Annotated in this window: 25 protein-coding genes; 13 read left to right on the top strand and 12 right to left on the bottom strand. The window is 73.0% G+C overall.

Going from position 1 to position 24,103, the window contains the following annotated elements; genetic code table 11:
- Window position 1 precedes the first annotated feature (1 nt).
- Entirely contained in the window at window positions 2-1,567 is a 1,566-nt protein-coding gene (locus AH6_RS44315; RefSeq protein ID WP_067487771.1) for a chitinase, read from the bottom strand.
- Window positions 1,568-1,853: 286 nt separating this feature from the next.
- Between AH6_RS44315 and AH6_RS32250 the strand changes: the two genes are divergently transcribed.
- From AH6_RS32250 to AH6_RS32240, 3 genes are all read left to right on the top strand, one after another.
- Complete coding sequence (locus AH6_RS32250) at window positions 1,854-2,711, top strand: D-hexose-6-phosphate mutarotase (protein ID WP_067487769.1); 858 nt, start codon at window positions 1,854-1,856, stop codon at window positions 2,709-2,711.
- 120 nt (window positions 2,712-2,831) lie between these two features.
- Window positions 2,832-3,221, top strand: coding sequence for a hypothetical protein (locus AH6_RS32245; protein WP_067487767.1), 390 nt, complete (start codon window positions 2,832-2,834; stop codon window positions 3,219-3,221).
- 171 nt (window positions 3,222-3,392) lie between these two features.
- The gene (locus AH6_RS32240; protein ID WP_067487765.1) at window positions 3,393-3,755 is read left to right on the top strand and encodes a hypothetical protein; all 363 of its coding nucleotides are present in this window, start codon (window positions 3,393-3,395) and stop codon (window positions 3,753-3,755) included.
- Window positions 3,756-3,770: 15 nt separating this feature from the next.
- On the opposite strand, the gene efeU is transcribed toward AH6_RS32240, so the two are convergent.
- From efeU to AH6_RS32220, 4 genes are all read right to left on the bottom strand, one after another.
- Entirely contained in the window at window positions 3,771-4,634 is an 864-nt protein-coding gene (efeU, locus tag AH6_RS32235) for an iron uptake transporter permease EfeU (RefSeq protein WP_067487764.1), read from the bottom strand.
- 139 nt (window positions 4,635-4,773) lie between these two features.
- Window positions 4,774-6,060: a ribonuclease D gene (locus AH6_RS32230; protein ID WP_067487831.1), complete on the bottom strand. Its 1,287-nt coding sequence runs from the start codon at window positions 6,058-6,060 to the stop codon at window positions 4,774-4,776.
- A 190-nt stretch (window positions 6,061-6,250) separates the two neighbouring features.
- Window positions 6,251-6,838, bottom strand: coding sequence for a DUF3000 domain-containing protein (locus AH6_RS32225; RefSeq protein WP_067487762.1), 588 nt, complete (start codon window positions 6,836-6,838; stop codon window positions 6,251-6,253).
- Between the two features lie 115 nt (window positions 6,839-6,953).
- The gene (locus tag AH6_RS32220) at window positions 6,954-7,139 is read right to left on the bottom strand and encodes a hypothetical protein (protein ID WP_067487760.1); all 186 of its coding nucleotides are present in this window, start codon (window positions 7,137-7,139) and stop codon (window positions 6,954-6,956) included.
- A 223-nt stretch (window positions 7,140-7,362) separates the two neighbouring features.
- Here AH6_RS32220 and hemE point away from each other — a divergent pair, with 223 nt between their 5' ends.
- Window positions 7,363-8,376, top strand: coding sequence for a uroporphyrinogen decarboxylase (gene hemE, locus AH6_RS32215; RefSeq protein WP_281180296.1), 1,014 nt, complete (start codon window positions 7,363-7,365; stop codon window positions 8,374-8,376).
- Window positions 8,377-8,425: 49 nt separating this feature from the next.
- On the opposite strand, the gene AH6_RS32210 is transcribed toward hemE, so the two are convergent.
- Window positions 8,426-9,373 carry a DUF4349 domain-containing protein gene (locus tag AH6_RS32210; protein ID WP_169807951.1) on the bottom strand — a complete coding sequence of 316 codons (948 nt, stop codon included), beginning with the start codon at window positions 9,371-9,373 and terminating at the stop codon, window positions 8,426-8,428.
- A gap of 188 nt (window positions 9,374-9,561) precedes the next feature.
- Window positions 9,562-10,749 (bottom strand): hypothetical protein, encoded by a 1,188-nt coding sequence (locus tag AH6_RS32205; RefSeq protein ID WP_067487754.1) that lies wholly within the window; start codon window positions 10,747-10,749, stop codon window positions 9,562-9,564.
- Window positions 10,750-10,888: 139 nt separating this feature from the next.
- Here AH6_RS32205 and hemG point away from each other — a divergent pair, with 139 nt between their 5' ends.
- The 3 genes from hemG to AH6_RS32190 all read left to right on the top strand — a co-directional run bounded on the left by hemG (window position 10,889) and on the right by AH6_RS32190 (window position 13,761).
- Window positions 10,889-12,403, top strand: a complete 1,515-nt coding sequence (gene hemG, locus AH6_RS32200; RefSeq protein ID WP_067487752.1) for a protoporphyrinogen oxidase — start codon at window positions 10,889-10,891, stop codon at window positions 12,401-12,403.
- On the top strand, window positions 12,303-13,007 hold the full coding sequence (hemQ, locus tag AH6_RS32195; RefSeq protein ID WP_067487750.1) for a hydrogen peroxide-dependent heme synthase: 705 nt from the start codon (window positions 12,303-12,305) through the stop codon (window positions 13,005-13,007). Before hemG ends, hemQ begins: the two co-directional genes overlap by 101 nt.
- Before the next feature lie 160 nt (window positions 13,008-13,167).
- Window positions 13,168-13,761: a hypothetical protein gene (locus tag AH6_RS32190; protein WP_157431857.1), complete on the top strand. Its 594-nt coding sequence runs from the start codon at window positions 13,168-13,170 to the stop codon at window positions 13,759-13,761.
- Between the two features lie 154 nt (window positions 13,762-13,915).
- On the opposite strand, the gene AH6_RS32185 is transcribed toward AH6_RS32190, so the two are convergent.
- Complete coding sequence (locus AH6_RS32185) at window positions 13,916-14,596, bottom strand: TIGR04222 domain-containing membrane protein (protein WP_083983685.1); 681 nt, start codon at window positions 14,594-14,596, stop codon at window positions 13,916-13,918.
- Between the two features lie 62 nt (window positions 14,597-14,658).
- Window positions 14,659-15,060, bottom strand: a complete 402-nt coding sequence (msrB, locus tag AH6_RS32180) for a peptide-methionine (R)-S-oxide reductase MsrB (RefSeq protein WP_067487744.1) — start codon at window positions 15,058-15,060, stop codon at window positions 14,659-14,661.
- Between the two features lie 56 nt (window positions 15,061-15,116).
- On the opposite strand from msrB, the gene AH6_RS32175 reads away from it, so the two are divergent.
- Window positions 15,117-16,175 carry a DNA polymerase domain-containing protein gene (locus tag AH6_RS32175; protein ID WP_067487743.1) on the top strand — a complete coding sequence of 353 codons (1,059 nt, stop codon included), beginning with the start codon at window positions 15,117-15,119 and terminating at the stop codon, window positions 16,173-16,175.
- Between the two features lie 81 nt (window positions 16,176-16,256).
- Here AH6_RS32175 and AH6_RS32170 read toward each other — a convergent pair whose 3' ends face one another.
- Entirely contained in the window at window positions 16,257-18,227 is a 1,971-nt protein-coding gene (locus AH6_RS32170; protein WP_083983684.1) for a Xaa-Pro dipeptidyl-peptidase, read from the bottom strand.
- Between the two features lie 241 nt (window positions 18,228-18,468).
- Here AH6_RS32170 and AH6_RS32165 point away from each other — a divergent pair, with 241 nt between their 5' ends.
- Entirely contained in the window at window positions 18,469-18,684 is a 216-nt protein-coding gene (locus AH6_RS32165) for a DUF4236 domain-containing protein (protein WP_067487741.1), read from the top strand.
- 187 nt (window positions 18,685-18,871) lie between these two features.
- Here AH6_RS32165 and leuA read toward each other — a convergent pair whose 3' ends face one another.
- The gene (gene leuA, locus AH6_RS32160; protein ID WP_083983691.1) at window positions 18,872-20,572 is read right to left on the bottom strand and encodes a 2-isopropylmalate synthase; all 1,701 of its coding nucleotides are present in this window, start codon (window positions 20,570-20,572) and stop codon (window positions 18,872-18,874) included.
- Between the two features lie 333 nt (window positions 20,573-20,905).
- Between leuA and AH6_RS32155 the strand changes: the two genes are divergently transcribed.
- Entirely contained in the window at window positions 20,906-21,604 is a 699-nt protein-coding gene (locus AH6_RS32155) for a FadR/GntR family transcriptional regulator (RefSeq protein WP_067487739.1), read from the top strand.
- 46 nt (window positions 21,605-21,650) lie between these two features.
- The gene (locus tag AH6_RS32150; RefSeq protein ID WP_245679558.1) at window positions 21,651-22,148 is read left to right on the top strand and encodes a GNAT family N-acetyltransferase; all 498 of its coding nucleotides are present in this window, start codon (window positions 21,651-21,653) and stop codon (window positions 22,146-22,148) included.
- A gap of 193 nt (window positions 22,149-22,341) precedes the next feature.
- Here AH6_RS32150 and AH6_RS32145 read toward each other — a convergent pair whose 3' ends face one another.
- Window positions 22,342-23,409: an NsdA family TPR-like regulatory protein gene (locus AH6_RS32145; protein WP_067487736.1), complete on the bottom strand. Its 1,068-nt coding sequence runs from the start codon at window positions 23,407-23,409 to the stop codon at window positions 22,342-22,344.
- Window positions 23,410-23,553: 144 nt separating this feature from the next.
- Here AH6_RS32145 and AH6_RS44310 point away from each other — a divergent pair, with 144 nt between their 5' ends.
- The gene (locus AH6_RS44310; RefSeq protein ID WP_067487734.1) at window positions 23,554-23,811 is read left to right on the top strand and encodes a hypothetical protein; all 258 of its coding nucleotides are present in this window, start codon (window positions 23,554-23,556) and stop codon (window positions 23,809-23,811) included.
- Entirely contained in the window at window positions 23,811-24,020 is a 210-nt protein-coding gene (locus tag AH6_RS32135) for a hypothetical protein (RefSeq protein ID WP_067487732.1), read from the top strand. Before AH6_RS44310 ends, AH6_RS32135 begins: the two co-directional genes overlap by 1 nt.
- Window positions 24,021-24,103 lie beyond the last annotated feature (83 nt).

Below are 24,103 nucleotides of genomic sequence, written 5' to 3'. Positions count from 1 at the left end.
CCTAGGGGAGCGTGTTCAGGTGCGGGCGGACGGTGCGGGCGAACCCGCCGCCGTTGGTGACGTCCCAGTTGATCGACCAGGTCATCGCCCCGCGCAGGCCGGGGTAGGTGCGCGGCGGCTTGAAGGAGCCGCACGAGGTGCCCTTGGCCAGGCAGTCCAGGGCGTTGTTGACCAGGGCGGGGGAGACGACGCCGCCGCCCGCCGCGCCCGGCCCGGCGGGCAGGCCGAGCGCCACCTGGTCGGGGCGCAGGCCGTTCTCCAGCTGGATGCAGGCCAGCGCCGTCATGAAGTCGACGGTGCCCTGCCCGTACACCTTCTGGTCGCAGCCGAGCATCGCGCCGGAGTTGTAGTACTGCATGTGCACGACGGTGAGGATGTCCTTGATCTTCAGCGCGAGCTGGAAGTAGGACCCGCCGGTGGACTGCATGTCGATGGTCTGCGGCGCCATGGTGATGATGAGGTCGGCGCCGGTCTTGCTCCGAAGTTGCCGCAGCGCCTGCTCCATGTAGGTGGGGTTGAGGCCGTTCTCCAGGTCGATGTCGACGCCGTCGAAGCCGTACTGGGTCATCAGCCCGTGCACGCTGTCGGCGAAGGCCGTCGCGGCGGCGGCGTCGGCGACGCGGACCGCGCCCTTCTCGCCGCCGACCGACAGGATGACCTTCTTCCCCTTGGCCTTCGCCGCCGCCACGTCCGCCTTGAACTGCGCGTCGGTGTAGCCGCCCAGGGCGGTGGACAGGCCGGGGTCCACCCGGAAGACGACCTCGCCCGCGCGGGTGGTGGCCTCGCCGAACGAGACGGCGATCAGGTCGTACTCGGCGGGCACCTCGGAGAGCCTGAGCTCGCGGGCGGCGTTCTCGAAGTTGTGCCAGTAGCCGGTCAGGAAGTGCGCGGGCAGCGGTCCGGTCGCGCATCCGGAGGTGGTGCCGGTGACGGCCGTGCTGGCGGGCGACTCACCGGCGGCTCCGTAGGCGCGGACGGTGTAGGTGTGGGTCGAGCACTCCGCGAGGCCGGACAGGGTGGCGGTGGTGCCGGTCACCGTGGCCTTGAGCGTCGAGCCTTCGTAGACGCGGTAGCCGTCGGGGGTGCCGCTGGCGGCCGTCCACGACAGCGTCAGGGAGGAGGCGGTGCGGCCGGTGACGGTGGGCGTTCCGGGGGTGCCGGGTCCGCCGGGGCCACCGCTACCTGTGCAGGCCGCGCCGTTGAGGGTGCAGTTCTGCGGGCTGCCGGGGCCGTTCCCCAGGAAGCCGAACGTGACCGATCCGCCGGGCGGGATCGAGGCGTTGTAGCCCTGGTTGCGGAAGGTGTAGTGGGGCGGGGCGGAGGTGAGCTGGGCGTCCCAGGACGAGCCCAGGGCGGTCCCGGCCGGGAGGTCGAACTCGACCCGCCAGCCGTTGACCGCCGTGCCGGTTCCGTTGGTGAGGGTGAACCTGCCCTCCCAGCCCGAGCCCCAGTCGGCGGTCTTGGCGAACGTCGCGGTCGGGGCGGCGTCGGCGTGGGCGGCGGTCGGGACGAGTAGCGCGGCGAGGAGGGTGAGGACGGCGAGGACGAAGCGGCTGCGCAATGTCACTCCAGTGGCACGGTGGGCGGACCTGCGGTACTCCCCGAACCCCGAGACGGTCGCGTCAGGAAACTATTAGTAAGGTTTCCTATAAATTTGAGAGCACCGTAACCGGCGCTCCCGCTCGCGGCAACCCTCGCCCCCGCGACCCCGGCGAACCACCCCAGCTCGCGCGCCGGACCGGCTCCGCCCCGCCGGAACTTCGGCAGAGCTCGCCAACGGAACCGCTCCCACGTTGGCACTTGCCCGCACGCTGGGTTGGACGGGACGGCACCCGGGCGCGGAGAATCGTCCGATGACCGAAGACGTCTTCGCCCTCCCCGTCATCGACCGGCCGACCCCGTCCATCAGCCTGCGCCGCCTCGGCGACCTGCCGCTGGTCGTGGTCGAGCACCCGCAGGCGCGCGCGGCCGTCACCTTGCAGGGAGCCCAGCTCATCGCCTGGCAGCCTGCCGGTGAGCGGCCCGTCCTGTGGCTGAGCGGGCTCTCCGCATTCCGCGAAGGGAAGGCCGTGCGCGGCGGCGTGCCCATCTGCTGGCCGTGGTTCGGCGGGGCGGGCAGCCCGTCCCACGGCTTCGCCCGGACCTCCGCCTGGACGCTCGACGCGCACCACGAGGACGAAGACGCGGCCTTTCTGACCCTCAGCCTGGCGAGCAGCCCGCAGACCCGCGAACTGTGGCCGCACGACTTCACCCTGACGGCCCGCTTCAAGCTGGGCCGCCAGTGCGAGATCGACCTGGAAGCCGAAGCCGACCACACCAGCACCGGCGCGCTGCACTCCTACTTCACTGTCGGCGCGGCCGACGGGGTCACAGTCTCCGGCCTGGGCGACCACTACTTCGACAAGGTGCTCGACACCGAGGGCGAGCAGGACGGCGACCTGACCTTCCCCGGCCGCATCGACCGCGTCTACACCCGGCCCGCCGACACCAGCCTGATCCACGACCCGGTGCTGGACCGCGTCATCGAGGTGCGCCACCGCGACGCGGGCGACGCGGTCGCCTGGAACCCGGGCCCGGAACTGTCCCGCACCATGGCCGACGTGCCCGACGAAGGCCACACCGGGTTCGTCTGCGTGGAGACGGCCCGCATCAGCCGCCCCCTCGAAGGCGCGAAGGACGGCTTCGGCGTGACCCTGGGCGTCCGGCGGTAGCGCGGGCACGCGCTGGTTGTCCCTTCAAGGACTGGCGTGTCCCTGCCAGGTGATTGCCCGTTCCCGCGCGGCGGGGCGACGGTGGAGTCCGTACCACCTGACCTGGAACGGAGCGACGAAATGACACCCACGACCCTGTCCCGCGCCGCCCTCGTGGGCGCGCTGGCGACCGCGCTCGCCGCCGCCTGGCTGCCGTCCGCCTCGGCCGACGGAGTGCGCATCAGCACGGCGGCCCCGTCCGCCGAGGCCGGATGGCGGGCGGCGGCCCGCATGTGCGAGGACCCGAGGTACGTCGGCGCCATCCGGATACGCAACCCGCTGGGGCTCTACGACGTCGAGTGCGTGGAGTGGGGGAGCGCGCGCTTCCCGGGGCCCCGGCACGTGACCCACTGCGCCATCACCAACGGCGGGTACATGAACCTCCACCTGCGCGACGGCGGCGCCTTCGAGTGCCCCGGCACCCTCGACGCGTGGATCATCGGCTACAGCGCCTGGCACCGCAAGCCCTGACGCGGCTTCGTCCGAGGCGCACGCCTCGGCGGAGAGGCCGGTGTGAAGAGCCGGGCCGGTGGCCGTGGGGTCCGCGCTCTGCCGAGTGTGGCCCTGGCCACGTTCTGGCGCCTCAGGGCATGATTGAATTCGCCCTAAGTCGTCCGAAACCGGGGAGGTGTTCCCGCGGCCATGCCGGTACCACGCCCGGTGCGCGACCGCTGTCGCGAGTTCCTCGGGATCGATGACGAGATCCGCTACATCTTCCCCGCGATGGCCCAGGGCGGCGGTTCGGGGTTCCTGTTCGTGGTCACCGACGCCCAGATCTCGGTGTTGTCCACCGGCTCGCTCAGCCGCAGCCGCCCCAAGAGCGTGTGGGGCAGCTACCCGCGCGGCACCCGGATCGGGCCGGTGGAGACCGGGTCGGGCGCGTCGTTCGAGTTCGCCGGGGCGTTCTTCGAGGTGGACGACGAGTACGTCCCGGTCCTCAACGCCGCCGACGCCGAGGTCTTCGACCGCGACAGCCTGCCCCGCGACCCGCTGCCCGACCTGTAGGCCAGGGCGTGCGGGTCAGGGCGTGGCGGGCTCGGTCTTGCCCGCCGGGCGCGGCCGGGCCGGGCCGCCGCCGGTGCGCAGGAACAGCGCCATCACCGGCACCAGGTACAACACCCACATGGTGAGCTGGAGCCAGGTGATGCGCGGGGTCACGTTCAGCACGCCCTGGAAGACGGTCTGGAGCCACTGCCCGGTCCGGCCGAACTGGTCGAAGAACTCCGCCGGGGTCAGCGCCACCGCGTTCAGGCCGGGCAGCACCGCCGCCTCCTGGAGGTCGTGGAAGCCGTAGCCGAACACCCCGGCCGCGACCACGATCAGCGCCGCGCCCGTCCAGGTGAAGAAGCGCTTGAGGTTCAGCTTCAGGCCGCCCCGGTACAGCAGGTAGCCCAGCACGATCGCGGTGGCGATGCCCAGCAGCGCGCCGGTGATGGGCTGCGCCGAGCCGCCCGTGGAGTTGCTGATGTTGGTCCACAGGAACAGCGCGGTCTCCAGGCCCTCCCGGCCCACGGCCAGGAACGCCACCAGCGTCAGCGCCACCGGGCCCATGCTCAGCGCGCCCTCCAGCTTGCCTTCCAGCTCGGCCTTGATCGACTGGGCCGCGCCGCGCATCCAGAACACCATCCAGGTGACCAGGCCCACCGCGACGATCGACAGGATGCCGCCGAACAGCTCCTGCGTCTTGAACTGCATCTCCGAGGACGCGGCGCTCAGCGCGACGCCGAACGCCACGCTCAGCGCCACCGCGATGCCGATGCCCGACCACACCGGGACCAGCGCGCGGCGGTTGCCCGTCTTGACCAGGTAGGCGATGAGGATGCTGACGACGAGGGCGGCCTCCAGCCCCTCCCGCAGGCCGATGAGGTAGTTGCCCAGTAGCATCGCGCGGCTCCTCCGGGGACGGCGCGCCGCGGGGTCGGCGCGTTGGGATGAGGTAAGGCTAACCTCATCCACTGTGCGGGCCGGTCGCCGCCCCCGCAAGAGGAGGCGGCGGACCCTCGGTCCTCCGGCGCGTCCGGCCTCAGTCCTCCGGCGCGTCCCCGGCCCCGGTCTCCGGCACGGCCTCGGTCTCCAGCCGCAGGAACGCCTGCGCCACCGGCGTCGCCACCAGCTCCACCTGCCAGGGGCGCGCCCCCAGCCCGCGCAGCGCCGCGCCCACCGACGCCGCCGACACCGTCTCGGGCGGCGTCCACGCCAGCCGCCGGACCGCGTCCGGCTGCATCAGGTTCTCGGTGGGCAGGCCGTGCTTCTCGGCCAGGCCCGTCACCACCGCGCGGGCCGCCTTGAGGCGCTCGGCGGCGGCCGGGTCGCGCTCGGCCCAGCGGTGCGGGGGCGGCGGCCCGTCGCCGGGCAACCCGGCCTCCGGCAGCGCGCGCTCGGGCAGTGCCCGCGCCCGCGACACCGCGCGCAACCACGCCGTCTGGTGACGGCGCGCGCCCCGGCCCCGCATGGTCGGCAGCGCCTGCAACTCGGCGGGCGTCTTGGGGGCCTTCAACGCCAGCTCGACGATCGCGGCGTCCTGCAGGACCCGGCCCGGCGACAGGTCGCGCTCCTGCGCGATGTGGTCGCGCGCCTCCCACACCTCGCGGACGATCGCCAGCGCGCGCCGGTTGCGGACGCGGTGGATGCCGGAGGTGCGCCGCCACGGGTCGGTGCGCGGCGGTTTGGGGGGCGTCGCCAGGATCGCCGCGAACTCCTCCAGCGCCCATTCCAGCTTGCCGGTCTCGCGCAACATCTCCTGGAGCGCGTCGCGCAGCTCGACCAGCAGCTCGACGTCCAGCGCCGCGTACTTCAGCCAGTCCTCCGGCAGCGGCCGGGTGGACCAGTCGGCGGCCGAGTGGCCCTTCTCCAGCACGAACCCGAGCACGTTCTCCACCATCGAGCCCAGCCCGACGCGCGGATAGCCGAGCAGCCGCCCGGCCAGCTCGGTGTCGAACAGCCGCCGCGGCACCAGCCCCACCTCGGCGAGGCAGGCGAGGTCCTGGTTGGCGGCGTGCAGCACCATCTCGGCGTCGGCGAGCGCCGCGTCCAGGCCCGACAGGTCGGGCAGCGCGATCGGGTCGATCAGCGCCGTCCCGGCGCCCGCGCGGCGCAGCTGGATCAGGTAGGCGCGCTGGCCGTACCGGTAGCCGGAGGCGCGCTCGGCGTCCACCGCGACCGGGCCGGTGCCCGCCGCGAACGCGGCGATGACGCCGGCCAGCTCCGCGGCGGTGGTGATCACCGGCGGGACGCCCTCGCCGGGTTCCAGCAGGGGCTGCGCCGCCGGGCCTTCCGCCGGGCCCTCGACGGGGCCGCCGGCGGGCGGCACGCCCGGACTCTGCTCGGGCAGGGGACGTTCGGGCAGGGGCTGCTCGGCGGGGCCGGCGGGACCCGGCGCGGCTCCGGCCGCTCCCTCCGGGCGCTCCGCCCGTGTATCGGACACTTCCACGGTCTGCGTGTTCTCCCCGGCCGCCTCGGTCTCGGACGTTGTGCTACCCACGCCCCCTACCGTACGTCGCTCAGCGGCCCGCGCCGCCGGGGCGGTCGGGCAGGGCGGCGACGCCGGCGGGCGGCAGCCCCGCCGTGGTGCACATGACCTCGCACCAGGCGGCCACGTGCGCGGCGATCCCGGCGGACGGATCGGCGCCGGTGGGGGACCAGGAGGCGCGCAGTTCCAGCTCGGTGGTGGACGGCTCGTCGCGCTTGTCGCCGAAGCCCTCCGACACCGCGCGGGTGATCGTCCCGGACTCGCCCGCGTACCCGGCGGGCTCCAGCGCCTCCAGCAGCCAGCTCCAGGCCACCGACCCGATCAGCTCGTCGGCGGCGATCTCCGGCTCCAGGTCGGCGCGGACGTAGGCCACGATCCGGAACTCGCCGCCCCAGGCCGGGCGGCCCGCGGGGTCGTACAGGACGATCAGCCGCCCGGTGGCCACCTCGGCGTCGTCGGGGCCGTCGCCCCGGTACACGCTGGCCGACAGCGCCGCCGAGTAGGGCGCCAGGCGCTGCGGGGCGGGCATGTCCTCAAGCTCCAGCTCGGGGCGCAGCGGCGGGCCGTCGAGGATGGCGCGCAGGGTGTCCAGGGCCCGCTGGAACGGCGGCGGGTTCACCGGGGCACCGGCCGGCGGCGCCGGGGCGCGGTGCGGGGACGCGGTGGGGACGGCGACAGGGGGCAGGGGCGGAGATGCAGGCACGGCACAGGTTTCGTCTCGGGGGCCGGGCCGGTCAGGCGGAGGTCCGCTGGGCGGTGGTCCGGCCGGACGCGGGGGAGTGGGAGGCGGACGGCGGCTCGCCGACCAGGACCGCCGAGCCGCAGTCCACGCAGACGCGCTCGGGGCAGTCGGCGCCGTGCCCGTCGGGGCAGGGCGGCTGTTCGAAGGCACGTTCGCCGTCGCAGGCGGAGCAGTGCACCGGGGGACCTCCCTCGCTATGACACGGATCACGTTCGCATGAGCGGGTGACAGAATGCGGGACTTCGCTCGGCGTGTCCGGAAGTCGGGAACTCTCCACGGCGCGGGCGGTGGCCGCCACCGGACGTCTGGGGCGCGTTCCGGCGGGCCGGTGCGCCGGTCCGGGCGAGCCGTGGGACGATCGTGCCGTGGCTGTTCACCCTGGTCTTGACGAGAGCGCGTTCCTGCGCGCGTGCCGCCGCCTGCCGGTGCCGCACACCCCCGTGTGGTACATGCGCCAGGCCGGCCGCTCCCTGCCCGAGTACCTGCGGGTGCGCGAGGGCGTGGCGATGCTGGAGGCGTGCGCGCGCCCCGACCTCATCGTGGAGATCACGATGCAGCCGGTGCGCCGATACGGCGTGGACGCGGCGATCTTCTTCAGCGACATCATGGTGCCGCTCAAGGCGATCGGCGTCGATCTGGACATCAAGCCGGGCGTCGGCCCGGTGATCGCCGACCCGATCCGGGACGCGGCCGGGCTGAACGTGCTGCGCCCGCTGACGCCCGACGACGTCGCGTACGTGACCGAGGCGGTCGGCGGCCTGGTGGGCGAGCTGGGCGCGACGCCGCTGATCGGCTTCGCGGGGGCGCCGTTCACGCTGGCGTCGTACCTGATCGAGGGCGGCCCGTCCAAGAACCACGACCACACCAAGGCGATGATGTACGGGCGGCCCGAGTTGTGGGCCCGCCTGATGGACCGGCTCGCCGACATCACCCTCGCGTTCCTGAAGGTGCAGATCGCCGCCGGGGCGAGCGCGGTGCAGCTGTTCGACTCCTGGGTCGGGGCGGTGGCCCCGCAGGACTACCGCGAGTCGGTGCTGCCCTTCACCAGCCGGATCTTCCGCGAGCTGGAGGGGCTGGGCGTGCCGCGCATCCACTTCGGCGTCGGCACCGGCGAGCTGCTGGGCCTGATGGGCGAGGCGGGCGCGGACGTGGTCGGCGTCGACTGGCGGGTGCCGCTGGACGAGGCGGTGCACCGCGTCCCGCCGGGCAAGGCGCTCCAGGGCAACCTGGACCCGGCGCTCCTGTTCGCGCCGTGGGAGGTCGTGGAGCGGCGGGCGCGCGACGTCCTGGACCGGGGCCGCACCGCCGAGGGCCACGTCTTCAACCTGGGACACGGCGTGCTGCCGTCCACGAATCCGGACGTGCTGGCGCGGCTGACCGACTTCGTGCACGAGACCTCCGCCGCCGGGCGTTGACCCGGGGCCGTCCCGGGGCTGGTGACGGCCCCGGGACGGCGCGGGCCGTTCAGGGAGCCTTCGGCCCGGTCTCCTCGCCTGCGGTGACGGGCTCGGGCGCGTTCTCCGGGCCGTCCTGACCGGCGCGGAAACGGTCGCGCAGCCGGTGCCGCACGGCCAGCACCGGCAGGCCGAGCGCGGCGATCACGACCAGGAACGGCAACAACCAGCCGAACACGGTCGCGACGACGGCGGCCGTGGCGGTGAAGGCGTTCCAGCCGCTGCCCAGGCCGTCGGCGAACCCGCTGCGCTCCTTGGCCGCGGGCTTGGCGGGCGGGGTCGGCGGCGGCACCAGCGTGACGGTCACGGTGGCGTAGTCGGTGCGCTCGCGCAGCGACTTCTGCCGCGCCTGCAACGACTCCAGGTCCGCCTGGCGGTTCGACAGCTCCTCCTCCAGCTTGAGGATCTCCTCGATGGAGCCGGTGCGGTTCAGCAGCTTGCGGATCGAGGCGAGGGTGTCCTGGGCCGACTTCACGCGGCTGTTCACGTCGGCGACCTCGCCGGTGACGTCCTCGGCCCGCTGTTGCAGCGCCAGCTTGGTGCCGAGCCGCGAGGACAGCTCGCCCAGCACCGCCGCGTACTTGGCCGAGGGGATCTTCAGGGCGACGGTCGAGCTCGGCGGGTTGCTCTGGGAGGTCTCGTTCTCGACGTAGCCGCCCGCGTCCAGGGCCATCTGCTTGGCCTGGGACGCCGAGGCGTCCACGTCCTTGCTGCGCACGCGCAGCTGGGCGCTGTAGACGACCGAACGGGCGAGGGCGGCGGGCTGGTTCCGGGTCCCGGCGCGGTTCTTGGCGGTGTCCGCGGTGTCACCTGGGCTCCTGGCGGCGGGGGCCGCTCGCTCGGGGGCCGCCCGGATGGCCGAGGACGCGCCGTGGTCGCTGCTCCCTCCGCTGCACGCCGCCACGAAGGCGGCCAGCAGCAGGGCGAGCAGCGCGCACATCACGGTCTTGACGCTCATGATGGTCCGCATGGCGGTTGGACGGTGTGTCCGATATCACCGTTCCGCGCCGAGTGTCGCGGTCCGGACACGATGCGGCCGCGCCCGGGTCACGGCCCGGGGCGCAGTTCAGAACGCGGTCCGGGCGCGGTCTGGGTCACGCTCCAGGTCGCGGCCCTGGCCACGGCCCGGTTCGCGGCCCGGCCCCGTCACGGCTGGTCGGTGAGGATCGTGGTGCCGTCGCCCGCCTGCGTCCAGAACCGCCCGGTCCCCGGCACCCGCACCGGTCCGGACAGGCGCAGGTTGTCCGGAGCGACCAGCGTCGTGCCGGTGGGCCGCCACGCCGACCCGTCGTAGCGCAGGACGACCAGACGGCCGGGTGCGGCGGGGTCGATGCGGTGCCCCCAGAACGAGCCGTCCGGGTCGCGGTGGAACCCGTCGGGCACCTCGGCCCCCGACGGCACCGACGCCTTGCTCCAGGCCCGGCCGTCCCAGTGCCACAGCAGCGCGGTGCGCGCGTTGCCGGACCCGAACTCCTCGTCGCTCCCAGTGACCCACACGTCGTCGGCGGCGATGGCGAGGACGTCGCCGGGCAGGCCGACCTCGTAGGTGAGCGGCGGCAGCGGGACCTCCCCCCAGGCCGTGCCGTCCCAGTGGCGCGCGGCGGGCCTGCCGTAGCCGCCCTCCAACTCGCCGATCATCCACACGTCGCCGGGCGTGCGCGCGTCGAAGACCCGCACCTGGTGCAGGCCGCTGTCGGGATAGGCGGTCCAGCCGGTGCCCGCCCAGCGGTACAGGTGGTGGGCCCGGTCGGTGCCGCCGTTGAGGAACAGCCCGGCGGGCGTGGCCTTGAGCTGCGGATACCGGGCGATCCACAGGGTGAGGCCGGGCGGCGGCGCGACGGGCTCGAAGGCGCTGCCGGTGAAGCGCGCCAGGTAGGGCCTGACGGTGTCCTGGTCGCCGCGGACGAGCCCGGCGACCCACACGTCCGCCGGGGACGGCGCGGCGACCGAGTGGAGACCGCCGTTGCCGGACCAGTTGCGGATGGGGTGCTCCTTCCAGCCCCGGCCGTCCCAGCGCCGGATGACGGGGCTGCCGCCGACGGTCTTGCCGGTGCCGGGGATGGGGCCGGGCACGGTCAGCTCGCCCTGCACGCCGACGAACCACACGCTGTCGGGCGCGGCGGCCGCGAGGCCGTACACGCTCTTGGACGGCCACAGGAACGGCAGGCCGACCTTGCGCAGCGCCGTCTCGGCGGCGCGGGCAACACGCGCGGCGGCGGGACGGGCGGTCCCGGCGATCCCCGCGACGAGCGCGCCGACGGCCAGCGCGCCGCCGACGAGCGTGCGCAGTGCGTCGCGCCTGCTCAGAGCGTTCTGGGACGGAAAGTCTGGCATGGGGACTCCTGGGCTCCGGGGGGCGAACATCAGTGCCAGTATTCACTGGCTAAATCGTTCCCGGCTTGTCCGCAGGTGACAAGAACCGTCGCGCCACCCCGGTGCCGGATCATCGCGACCGTCTGGGAAGGTGGTTCCCATGAGCAGTTCCTCCCACGTCGTGGTCGTCGGCGGCGGCATCGCGGGCCTCGCGGCGGCGCGGCTGCTGGCCCGCGGCGGCGCGCGCGTGACCGTGCTGGAGGGGTCGCCCCGGATCGGCGGAAAGCTCCAGGTCAGCGAGGTCGGCGGGCTGCCGGTGGACGAGGGCGCCGAGTCGATGCTGGCCCGCCGCCCCGAGGCGGTCGGGCTGGTGCGCGAGCTGGGCCGGGGCGACGACCTGGTCCACCCCGGCACCACCTCCTCGGCGATCCTCAGCCGCGGCGCGCTGCGCCGCCTGCCCGCCGGGCAGGTCATGGGGGTGCCCTCCGACCTGCGCGCGCTCGCGGCCTCCCAGGTGTTGTCGCCGGGCGGGCTGGCGCGCGTCCCGCTGGACCTGGTGCTGCCCGAGACCCGGCGCGGCGCCGACGTGTCGGTGGCCGACCTCATCGGCGCGCGGATGGGCCGCGAGGTGGTGGACCGGCTGGTCGAGCCGCTGCTGGGCGGGGTGTACGCCGGGCGCGCCGAGCTGCTGTCGTTCGACTCGACGCTCGCCGCCGTCGCCACCGCCGCGCGGTCGCACCGGTCGCTGGTCTCGGCCGTGCGGTCGGTGCGGGCCGCCGCGCCCGCCGACCCCGGGCCGGTGTTCGCGACGTTGCCCGGCGGGCTCGGCACGCTGCCGCCCCTGGTCGCCGCCGACGTCGAGGCCGCCGGGGGCACCGTGCGCACTGGCGCGACCGTCCGCGAGCTGCGCCGCCGCCCGGACGGCTGGCGGCTGGTGGTCGGCTCCGCCCGCGAGCCCGAGACGCTGGACGCCGACGCCGTGCTGGTGGCGGTGCCCGCCGCGCCCGCCGCGCGGCTGCTGGCCGAGGACGTGCCCGCCGCCGCGCGCGAGCTGGAGCGCATCGAGTACGCCAGCATGGCGATCGTCACCCTGATCTACCCGGCCAGCGCCTTCCCGAGGCTGCCGCGCGGCAGCGGCTACCTGGTCCCGGCCGTGGAGGGACGGCAAGTCAAGGCCGTCACGTTCAGCTCGGTGAAGTGGCCGCACCTGCGCGACCGCGACCCCGGGCTGATCGCGGTGCGCTGCTCGATCGGCCGGTTCGGCGAGGAGTACACCCTGCAGCGGTCCGACGAGGACCTCAAGGCCGCCGCGATGACCGAGCTGGCCACCACCGCGCACGTCGCCGAACTGCCGCTGGACAGCCGGATCACGCGCTGGGGCGGCGGGCTGCCGCAGTACAACGTCGGGCACGCCGACCGGGTCGCGCGGGTGCGCGCGGCCGTGGCGGGGCAGCCGGGGCTGGCCGTCGCGGGCGCCGCCTACGATGGGCTGGGCATTCCGGCGTGCATCGCCTCCGCCCGCGCGGCGGCGGCCCGGATACTGGAGTTTCTGGAGAGTCGGGGAGAATCGGAACATGGCAGCGACGGAGAAGACGGCCAAGCCGAAGGCGCGCGACCTGAACCAGGTGATCCGCTACACGATGTGGTCGGTCTTCCGGGTGAAGAACCCCGGTGAGTTCGGCGAGCGCGACGCGGTCGAGGTGCAGGAGGTGCTCGACCAGGCCGCCCAGAAGGACGTGGTGACGCGCGGGCTGTACGACGTGGCCGGGCTGCGCGCCGACGCCGACTACATGTTCTGGTGGCACGCCGCCGACTCCGACGCCCTCCAGGACGTCTACGCCCGCTTCCGCCGCACCGCCGTGGGCCGCGCCAGCGAGCCGGTGTGGTCGCAGATGGCGCTGCACCGCCCCGCCGAGTTCAACAAGAGCCACATCCCGGCGTTCCTGGCCGACGAGGAGCCGCGCGCGTACGTGTGCGTCTACCCGTTCGTGCGGTCGTACGAGTGGTACCTGCTGGCCGACGAGGAGCGCCGCGCGATGCTCGCCGAGCACGGCAAGATGGCGCGCGGCTACCCGGACGTGCGGGCCAACACCGTCGCGTCGTTCGCGCTGGGCGACTACGAGTGGATGCTGGCGTTCGAGGCCGACGAGCTGCACCGCATCGTGGACCTGATGCGGCACCTGCGCGGCTCGGAGGCACGGCGGCACGTCCGCGAGGAGGTGCCGTTCTACACCGGCCGCCGCCGCTCGGTCGCCGACCTGGTCGCCAACCTGCCGTAACCGGCGGTACGGCCCCGTCCCGCGTCCAACGGGCCGCGAGACGGGGCGGCGGTGCCGAAGGACTTCCGGGTCCATCCTGTGATCAGGTCGTTCGGGGCGGGGGGTTCCGGTTGTCCCATCTCCCGCGAAGAGGCGGCAAAGCGCAGGTAAAGTGCTGGCCGTGACTACTGCTCCCCCCAAACACGCCCGTGGAAAGCACGCCAAGCCGTCGTCCGGAATCGCCACCGGATGGAACCGGCTGATCAAGAACGCGGCTCTGGGGGAGCCCGGCCGCCGCCGGCTGGTCGCGGCCGGGACCGGCACCGCCTCGGTGGCGCTGCTGGCGGTCGCGGCGGTGGCGGGCCTGTCGGCGACCGACTCCCGCCAGGCGCCGCGCGCCGAGACCGCCGCCCGCCAGGCGCCGAGCGCGCCCGCCGTCCAGCAGTCCGCCGCGCCCGCCGACGACGACCCCGACGGCCTGCCGGACGCCCTGCCCTACCTGGAGGGCAAGGACGAGGACAAGAAGACCACCGGGCACGTCAAGGAGATCCGGCGCTCGGGCGACTTCGTGCGGATCTACACCGACCTCGAAGAGGGCGACGAGAACTCCAAGCCCGCCGTGTCGCTGTGCGAGTGGACCACCCAGTTCCTGCGCGACGGCGGCGACGAGGCCCCGCGCGTGTTCGTGCACGGCAAGAGCGAGGGCAACGGCAGCGTGGTGCTGGCCAACAAGCAGAGCGACAAGGACGACTGCGAGGTCAGCGAAACCCGCTGATCCGACCCGGCAACCGAGCCGACACCGCAGCAGGACGCGCGCCCAGCCACCCACCCGCCAGCCGTCCTCTAACCGCGCGCCTGCCCGCTACCCGCTGGCCCGCTACACCCGTGGCGCGCTAACCACCCGAGGCCCATTAACCACCCGTAGCGCGCTAACTACCCGCCTCATCCTCGTGCGGACCGCGGTTCGTGCCGAATAGGCCACGCCCCGCGTCAGCGAACGACTTCGACGGCCGCCGCTCCGGTTTCGGGTCCGGCGTCTCGAACACCTCGCGCAGCCGAGGCTCCGCGATCCCCGCCGAGCCCAGCGCCGCGAACCTCGCCAGCCCCGCGTCCGGCCGCTCCGCCAGCCCGTCGTGGTCGTCGTGCAGCCTGCGGCGCACCGCCCGGCCCCGGCGGGTCGGGCGTGGCGCGCCCACCAGCGGGCGGCTCAGCAGGCCCGCCTCCTGGAGGGAGGCGGCCACCCCGTCCACCAGTGGCGAGTCCGCCACCGCCCGCACGACCTGCCCGAACATTCGCCCGGCGGGCGGGATCTCGGCCAGCGCGATGGCCTGCAGCACGTCGTCGGCGAACGCCTCGCCGCCGGTCCCGCCGCCCCCGGCCCCAGCGGCCCCGTCCACCCCGTCGGCCTCCCCGGCCCGCTCCACCGTCTCCACCCGGCGCGTGCCGTGCGGGACGCGGATGCGGTGGTCGGCGTGCAGGGCGAGCAGGACGGTCTGCGCGGCGCGTTCCGGTCCGCCGCACAGGTAGGCGATCTCGTAGGTGCCCAGTTGCTCGTCCATCGCCACCCCTCGTCCGCCGCCGACCCTCGTCCGGGCGGCGTAGGTCCCCATGGTTGGACGCCCGAACCGGGCTCGGGGTTGCGGTCCGGCGGCGACGGGGCGCGTTCAGCCCGTCACTCGGCGGGCTCCAGGGTGAGGCTGATGCTGTTGATGCAGTAGCGCTGGTCGGTCGGCGTCGGGTAGCCCTCGCCCTCGAAGACGTGGCCGAGGTGGGAGTCGCACGTCGCGCACCGCACCTCCACCCGCGTCATGCCCATCGACCGGTCCTCGACCAGCGTCACCGCGTCCGACTCCGACGGCTCGAAGAACGACGGCCAGCCGCAGTGCGAGTCGAACTTGGCGTCCGACCGGAACAGCTCGGTCCCGCAGGCCCGGCACCGGTACACGCCGACGGTCTTGGTGTCGGTGTACTCGCCGGTGAACGGCCGCTCGGTGCCCGCCTCGCGCAGCACCCGGAACTCCTCCGGGTTGAGCTGGGCCTTCCACTCGTCCTCACTCTTGCGGATCTTCTCCATGGTCAGACGGTACCTCGCTCCCGGAAACTGTCGGTGCCCCGCGTTACCTTGAGCGCATGGCCTCGCCACACATCGAGATCCCGGTAGGGGATCGGCTCGTCAAGGTCAGCAATCCCGACAAGATCTACTTCCCGGAGCACGGCTACGCCAAGCGGCGGCTGGTGGAGTACTACCTGGCCGTGGGGGAGGGCATCCTGCGCGCCACGCGCGACCGGCCCACCACGCTGGAGCGCTGGCCGTCGGGGGTGTTCGAGGGGGCCAGGCTCGCCACCCGGGCCGACGCGCGCGGCGCGGACGCCTTCTACCAGAAGCGCATTCCCAAGGGCGCGCCCGACTGGGTGCAGACGGCCCGCATCGTGTTCCCCAGCGGGCGCACGGCCGACGAGGTGATGCCCACCGAGGAGGCCGTGATCGCCTGGGCCGCCAACCTCGGCACGCTGACCTTCCACCCCTGGCCGGTGCGCGGCGGCGACGTCGACCATCCCGACGAGTTGCGCATCGACTTCGACCCCCAGCCGGGGACGGACTTCGCCGACGCGGTGCGCGTCGTGCTGGGCCCGGCCCGCGAGCTGCTGGACGAGCTGGGCCTCACCGGGTTCGTGAAGACCTCCGGCAAGGCGGGCGTGCACGTCTACGTCCGGATCGAGCCGCGCTGGACGTTCACGCAGGTGCGGCGGGCCGCGCTGGCGTTCGCGCGCGAGGTCGAGCGGCGCGCCCCCGAGCTGGTCACCACCAGGTGGTGGAAGGAGGAGCGGGGCGAGCAGGTCTTCATCGACTACAACCGCGCGGCGCGCGACGCCACCATCGCCTCGGCCTACAGCGTCCGGCCGCTGCCGCACGCGCCGGTGTCGGCCCCGGTGACCTGGGACGAGCTGCCCGACGTCGATCCGCACGACTTCACCATCGCGACCATGCCCGAGCGGTTCGCCAAGCTCGGCGACCTGCACGCCGCCATCGACGACGCCGCGTTCCCGCTGGACGGCCTGCTGGAGCTGGCCGACCGCGACGAGACCGACCACGGCCTGGGCGACATGCCCTACCCGCCCAACTATCCGAAAATGGCGGGCGAGCCCAAGCGCGTCCAGCCCAGCAAGGACACCGACCGGAAGGGGTGACCTTCTCCCAAGAGATACTTTGTAAAGGCGGTGGGCCGGGTCCGCAAGTGACGCGGACCCGGCCCACCGACCGGGCGTCGATCAGAAGAACTGCTTGGGCTGCACCGGCAGCTCCACGCCCGCCGGACCCGTCCACGCGCCGCGCGGCGCGATCATCGTGGCGGGCTCGGTGTCACCGGCGATCACCACCGGGACGCTGACCGAGCTGCGGCCGAGGTCCACCGTCACCTTCGTGCCGGTGGGGGTGTCCTCGTTGTAGTCGCGGTCGGTTCCGGCCAGCACCAGCGCGAGCCGGTGCCCCTTCTTGAACACGTACTCCTGCGCGAGGGTGTCCCACCGCACGCCGTAGTAGGTGCCGGGGGTGAGGGCGGCCGGGTTGCTCAGCGACTTGCGGTTCTGCGCGTCCAGCCAGCCGCGCGCCACGACGTTGACGGCGCTGGTCCGCGTCTTGGTGCGGGTCTGCTTGTAGCAGGCGTCGTCGGCGGCGGTGCTCTCGCCGTGGCAGCTCTCGGTCGTCAGGGTCTCGATGCCCGAGCCCGCGCCGAGGTAGTCGACGCGGGTGTCCTCGCCGTAGTCCACCAGCAGCGCGGTGAGGTTGGCGGTGGGCTTGTCCAGGCTGACCTGGAGCTTGGCGGTGGGGGAGCCGGACAGGCGCGCGCTCTGGGGCAGCGGGCCCGACACGTACGCCAGCCGGAACGGCTTGCCGGTGGCGGGGTCGGAGACCATCTCGCCCTCGCTGTAGCCGGTGCCGCGCGCGCCGGGCGCGTCGGTGTAGGTCGCGGGGGTGTTCTTGCGGACCGGCTCGCGGCCGAGGGCGCCGTCGGGCTGCGGGTTGAGGGCGAGCGGCCGGGCGTCGGGCGCGGGCCAGTCGGACTGGGTGATCCACTGGTCCGGGCCGATCTCGATGTCGGCGCGCGGCTGGTCCAGCACGTCGTTGTCGATCTTCTGCAGCTCGTGGTCGAACCACTTGTGCAGCGTCGCCACCCAGAGGTCGCGGCGGGTGTCGAACGGGTCGACGTGGCCGCGCTGCGACAACCACACCTTGCGGCGCACGTTGTTCTTCGCGAGGCCCGCCCACCACTTGCTGAAGTGGTCGGTCTTGACGTTGAGGTCGTTGACGCCGTGGAAGGCGAACACGCTGGCGCGCACGTCGTCGACGTCGCCGATGGTGCCGTCGCGGTGGTCGGCGGTCTTCCAGTAGGCGTTGTAGTTGCCGGTGGCGTCGTCCTCGCCCTGGTGCATCTCGTCGCGGACGGCGGCGCACTTGGCGTCGGGGTCGGTGTCGACGTACTGCGACAACCAGGGCTGGTAGCCGTTGGAGTACTTGACGCCGTTGTTGCGGCTGTAGTCGTACCAGCTGCTGATGGCCGAGATCGGGACGATGGTCTCCAGGCCGCGCACGCCGGTGGCGGCCACGCCGTTGGCCAGCGTGCCGTCGTAGGACTTGCCGATCATGCCGGTGCGGCCGGTGGTCCAGTCGGCGGCGACGGTCCTGCCGTCGGCCCCGTAGGCGGTGGCGCGGCCGTTCAGCCAGTCCACGACGGCCTTGACGCCGAGGACGTCGGACGGGCCGCCGCTGACCGGGCAGCCGTCGGACTTGTTGGTGCCGAGCATGTCCACGGCGAGGAAGGCGTACCCGCGCGGGACGAAGTAGTTGTCGTAGTACAGCGGGAACTTCACCGGGTTCCCGGCCGCGTCGTAGACCTTGCGCTCGCCCTCGTTGCCGCGCCCGGAGTTGTCGTAGTAGGGGCTGGCGTCCATGACCACCGGCACCTTGAGGCCCTCGCGGGTCTCCTTGGGCCGGATGATGTCCACGTTGACGCGGTCGCGCTTGCCGTCCTTGTCGCTGTCGACGGGCGACTCGACCGACACGTGCTCGCGGATCGCGTCCTGGTAGGAGAAGACCGGCTGGGTGACGCCGTCCTTCACCACGATCTCGGGGGCCGCGGCCTGGGCCGGCACGGCGGCCAGCGCGCCGCCGGCCAGGGCGGTCAGGGTGAGCGTGGCGAGCGCGACGCCGCGCGGGGTCCGTCTCAGGGATCGCCTGGGCAACCCGCACCTCCGGGGGGATATGAAAATGATCTCTACGGGGGCAGGGTCCTCGGTCCGGGCGCGGCGCTCAAGGGCGGGGGCGCAGGAACGGCGGCCGATATTGGGCACATGTTGCCGTTGCCTTTCGCGGTCTGACCGAAAAGCGGTTTGTGTCCCGTCTCTCGCCGGGGTGGAGCGTGATCGGCGGTGGACGGGGCACGATCGCGGCGAGTACGACGATCACACGAGCGGGGAGGGCACGATGGGCTGGAGCTACCGAAAAGCGATCAAGGTGGGACCCTTCCGGATCAACCTGTCGAAGCGCGGCGTGGGGCACAGCGTCGGCGGCCGGGGCGCCCGCTACACGCGCGGCGCGGACGGCCGTAAGCACATGACGTTGCGCCTGCCGGGCGGCTTCTCCTGGCGGCGGCAGGTGGGCGGCGGCAGCCGGCGCACGCGCTCGCGCTCGCGCCGTTGACGGGGCACGCCGCACCGACCCGCCGGGGCGGGCCGCCTCCGAAAATCCCTGGGCGGAGGCGGCCCGCAACGGCATACGGCCTGCCGGGCTGAGCAGCAGCGGCTAGGCGCGCCCGGTTGGCTGCGGATGGCTTAGGCGCACCCGGTTGGCCGTCGGTAGCTAGGCGCGCTCGAACGAGCGTTGATGGCTAGGCGCGTGCCCGGTTGACCGCTGACAGCACGGCCCGGATCGACGCGCCCAGCACCGAGGTGTCCTGCGCCGCGCCCCACAACGTGATCCCGTCCACGCGGCACTCGGCGTAGGCGACGGCGCGGGCGTCCTGGCCGGGCTCGGTGGCGTGCTCGGCGTAGTGCAGCACGTCCACCTTGGCCCCGGCCGACGCCAGCGCGGCGGTCAGCGCCTCCAGCGGTCCGTTTCCGGTGCCGGTGTGCTCGCCCTCGACGCCGTTCACGCGGATCACGCCGGTGAAGTCGTGCCGTGCGGGCCCGCTGTGGCCGGTGCGCCACTCCACCAGCGTGACCGGGCCGTCGTCGGCGCGGTCCAGGTACTCGGCGCGGAACAGCTCCCACAACTGCGCGCCGGTCATCTCCTCGCCGCTGGCGTCGGTGGCGCGCTGCACCGCCCGCGCGAACTCGATCTGCATCCGGCGCGGCACCTCCAGCCCGTACCCGGTGCGCAGCAGGTAGGCGACGCCGCCCTTGCCGGACTGGCTGTTGACGCGGATCACGGCGGTGTAGTCGCGGCCGACGTCGGCCGGGTCGATCGGCAGGTAGGGCACCTCCCACGGGGCTTGGGCGGCCGGGACGCCGAGCGCCTCGGCGCGGGCGGCGTGCGCGGCCATGCCCTTGCCGATGGCGTCCTGGTGGGTGCCGGAGAAGGCGGTGTAGACGAGATCGCCGCCGTAGGGGTGGCGCTCGTGGACGGGCAGCCGGTTGCAGTGCTCGACGGTGCGGCGGATCTCGTCGATGTCGGACAGGTCCAGCATGGGGTCCACGCCCTGCGCGTGCAGGTTGAGGGCCAGCGTGACGAGGTCGACGTTGCCGGTGCGCTCGCCGTTGCCGAACAGGCAGCCCTCCACGCGCTGCGCCCCGGCCAGGACCGCGAGTTCGGCGCAGGCGACGCCGGTGCCGCGGTCGTTGTGGGGGTGCACCGACAGGATGACCGCGTCGCGGCGGGCCAGGTGGCGGTCCATGTACTCGATCTGGTCGGCGTAGAGGTTGGGGGTGGCGATCTCGACGGTGGCGGGCAGGTTGAGGATGACCGGTCGGTCGGGGCTCGCGTCCCAGAGCGTCGTCAGGCCGTCGCAGACCTCCAGGACGTAGTCGGGCTCGGTGAGGTTGAAGACCTCGGGGGAGAACTGGAAGCGCACCGGGGGCCCGGGACGGGCGTCGGCCAGCCGGGCCAGGTGCGCGGCGGCGTCCTCGATCAGCGCGCGCAGGGCGGGGCGGTCGTGGCCGAGGACGGTGTCGCGCCAGGTGGGGGCGGTGGCGGTGTAGAGGTGGACCACGACGTTGGCCAGGCCCTCGATGGACGCGAAGGTGCGGTCGATGAGGTCGCGGCGGGCGGCGGTGAAGACCACGACCGTGACGTCGTCGGGGACGGCGCCGCTGTCGGCCAGGTGCCGGACGAAGTCGAAGTCGGCCTGGCTGGCGGAGGGGTAGCCGACCTCGATCTCCTTGAAGCCCATGGCCAGGAAGAGGTCGAACATGCGGCGTTTGCGGGCGGGGTCCATGGGCTCGGCCAGGGCCTGGTTGCCGTCGCGCAGATCGACCGGGACCCAGAGCGGGGCGCGCTCGATGCGGCGGGACGGCCAGGCGCGCTCGAAGCCGGGGATGGTGTCGGGGGTGGTGACGCGCTGGTGGGCGGGGCGGTAGCGGTGGGACGGCATGGCACCGCCGCGCTGGGGGTTCCAGGCGGGGGCGTCGGAGGGGATGGGGGCGGTGGGGGTGCGGAGGGTGGGGAAGGGGCGCGTGGTGGCGCTGGTGGTGCCAGTGGTGTTGGTGTGGGTGGGGCCTGCGGGGATGTGCAGGGCCGGAGAGTCGTTCACGGAGGCGTCGTCCTCGTGGCTTGCGGTCGGGAGACCGGCAGCGCCGAACCCCGCGGCGGGGTGCCGGTCGTTTCAGGCCCCGCCGCGGCGTCCGAGAAGGAGACCCCACGACTGCATGACCGGTACCCTAGACGCACCTCAGCTCCTCAGACAACCTGATAGGTGGACGGTCCCATGCCGCTCGGCCCCCTGCGTCCCAGTCCGCTCGTCGAGCAGGCGGCCCGCCACCTGCGGGAACAGATCGTCGAGGGGCATTGGCCGGTCGGCGCGAAACTGCCGGGGGAGACCACGCTGGCCAAGCAGCTCGGCGTCGGGCGCTCCACCGTCCGGGAGGCGCTGCGCGCGCTCGCCGGGGCGGGGTTGGTGCGGGCGCGGCAGGGGTCGGGCGTGTTCGTGATCGCGACCGAGCCGGAGGAGGACTGGCAGGCCCGGTTGCGGCGCGCGTCGGTGGCCGACGTCTACGAGATCCGGATGATGATCGAGGTGCGGGCCGCCGAGTTGGCTGCGGAGCGCCGTACCGATGCCGACTTGGCCGATCTCGACCGAGCCTTGGAGTGCCGCAACGCCGCTGCTGAGGGGGAGGGCGACGAGGTGTTCATCGACGCCGACATCGCGCTGCACCATGCTGCGGTGCGCGCCGCGCACAACCCGGTGCTGGCCGACCTGTTCGGCGAGTTCGTGCCCGTGCTGCGCGAGGGGCTGCTGGACCTGCTGCGGCTGATCGACGCGCGCGCGGCCGACGCCGGGCACGGCCGTGCGGCGCATACCGCGCTGGTGGCGGCGATCCGCGATCGGGACGCTGCTGCGGCGGGCCGGGTGATCGACGCCGAGCTGCGGCAGACGTTGGCGTACCTCAGCGGGGCGGGACGGTAAGCGGCGTCCTTTTTGTTGCGAGTCGTCCGTTCCGTAGAGTGGACGGGTGGAGATCACCCCGATGCTGCCCGAGCACGCCGACGCCGTGCTCGCCATCTTCCAGGCCGGGATCGACGGCGGCAACGCCACCTTCGAGACGGAGTGTCCGGCCTGGGAGAAGTTCTCGTCCGGCAAGCTGCCAGGGCATCGTTTCGTGGCGTGCGAGGACGGGCGGGTGCTGGGTTGGGTGGCGCTGTCGCCGATCTCCGACCGGCCGGTGTTCGCGGGCGTCGCCGAGGTGTCGATCTACATCCATCCGGACGGGCAGGGGCGCGGGTTGGGGCGCGCGCTGCTGGGGGCGGTCGTGGAGTCCAGCGAGCGGGGCGGGGTGTGGACGCTTCAGGCGGGGATCTTCCCGGAGAACGCGGCGAGCATCCGGCTGCACGAGGCGTTCGGGTTCAAGCTGCTGGGCCTCCGGGAGCGGATGGGCCGTCATGATTTTGGTGGCGAGACGCGATGGCGCGATGTGGCGCTGCTGGAACGTCGTAGTCCGCTGGTCGACTGACGTGGCCCGCTAATCCGTTAAGTGATTCAGAGCATCGGTGCGGGCCCACGCCATGCCCCAGGATGGCGCGGACCGCCGCACCTTGTTGATTATGCCAGCGTTCAGTGGCGTGGTTGCCTCTGTTGAGTAGGGCAAGCCTGGCCGGAAGTGGCGAGGCGTTACGGAAGTTCACTTGCGGGCCTTGGAAAGCTCGCTACGTCCGAGACCGGGCGTCGTCCAAGGCGTCGCGGTACTCGGCCAGCCATTCTGCGCCCTGCTGGTCAGGCGGCATTCCGCGCAGGCCCTCATCCAGCAGCGCGGCCGCGTCGGCATACTCCCCGATGTCACGGTGCACCGTCCCGATGTTGAGCTGGAAGAACGGTTCGGAGTACCAGTACACGGCCGGTGGTGGCTCAATGTCGTCGCGCGCCCGCTCGGCCGCTTCGTTCAGGAGGCGTCGCGCCTGTTCGCGGTCGCCGAGACCGGCGTAGCCTTGGGCGGCTTGAAGCAGGTCGAAGGTACGTTGCGTCGGGTGCCCGCCAGGGGCGGCCAGCGCAGCACGCGATGCCCGGACGACGCCGCGATGGCGGCCCTGCTGACGGGCGACGTAGCCGCGGAAGCTGGTTGCGATCGCCGCGATGGTCCCGTCATGGAAGTCGTCGGCCAGGTCCTCGGCTTGGCCGAACAGCGCCAGCGCCTCGGCGTCGCGCCCGGTCGCCGCGTTCAGCCATCCGGCGTACACCGACCACTCGGCGGCGATGCGGCCGAGCGGGGTGCGCAGTTGGCCGCCGACGTCTCGCAACATCGGCAGGATGACCGTCAGCTGGCCGGCGACCGGCCCGCGAAGTGCCTCGGGACCGATGGCGTCCTCAAGGCGACGCTGCCCGGACAGCACCGTCGTGAGCGCCTCCAGCGTGCCCGCGTCCAGACGTGCCGGGCGGGCGGCCACCGCTGCCAGGCGCTCGTCATCGTCGGGCGTGACGCCAACTTCTCCGGGATACCAGAGGGATGGCGCGTCCTCCGTCGGAGGAGCGAACAGTTCCTCTTCGGGGACGCCGAACACAGCGGAGTACAACATCCGGTAGCGGGGCCCTACAGCGTGTTCGCCGGCTTCATGTCCGCGGATGGTGCGTTCGAGGTCGCGGAGCTTCGGCAGACGTTGCGCGACGCGGGCGGGGGCGACCTCGCGGAACTGCTCGGCGAGATCGGCCACCACCAGACGACGGGCTTTCCGCTCGGCGCGCAGCCGCGCACCGATGGCCTTGTTCGTCTCGGCTGACATGTTGCGATGCACCTCGGCCGGGTGTCTGCGGACACGGTTCCATGCCTGCGTTCACCTCTCAGTATCACGCTGACGTGTGCCCACCGTCGCGGTTTCACTGGTTGTGACCAAATCACCACCCGTGTCGCAGCAGGAGACGGTCACGTGGAGATTCATGACATCGAGCAGCGCGCCGTCGCCCGGCGTCTCGACGCCGAGTGCCCGGCCTGGACGATCTGGTGGGGGCCTGCGACGAGGCATTTCTGGGCGATGCCCGCCTGGGGCGCGGTGGTGCCGGTGATCGAGCGGGCGCGACCGGAGGACCTGGTCGCCGCCATGCGTGAGGTCGAGGCGTGGCACGGGTGGCCGCAGCGGACGGGTGAGCGCACTGGGATGGCGCTGCCCGGCCGGAGGGAGAAGTGATGAGTGACGACCTGAGCCGTGATGAGCGACGGCGCATCGTGCGCAAGGCCGAGGCGTTCGATGCGCTGATGCTGAACTTGCCGACTGCGGCGCATCCGTTCCGCGGGGATCCCGAGGTGGTGAAGTGGGCACGAGAGGTCCTCAACGAGCCCGACCCGGAGCCACCGGAGCCCGAGGTCGAGGTCGAGGTCGAGCAGGACGGTCCCTAGATCGAGGGCGGTGGCGTGGCGTTCATGTTCCGAGAACCCGCTTGTTCCTGTGCTGCCGTGACGTGAACGGGGGCGGAGCCCGG

Source organism: Actinomadura hibisca NBRC 15177 (assembly GCF_001552635.1).
GTDB lineage: Bacteria > Actinomycetota > Actinomycetes > Streptosporangiales > Streptosporangiaceae > Spirillospora > Spirillospora hibisca.
The sequence above is the reverse complement of the archived record's forward strand: the minus strand, read 5'-3'. Positions and strand labels throughout refer to the sequence as shown.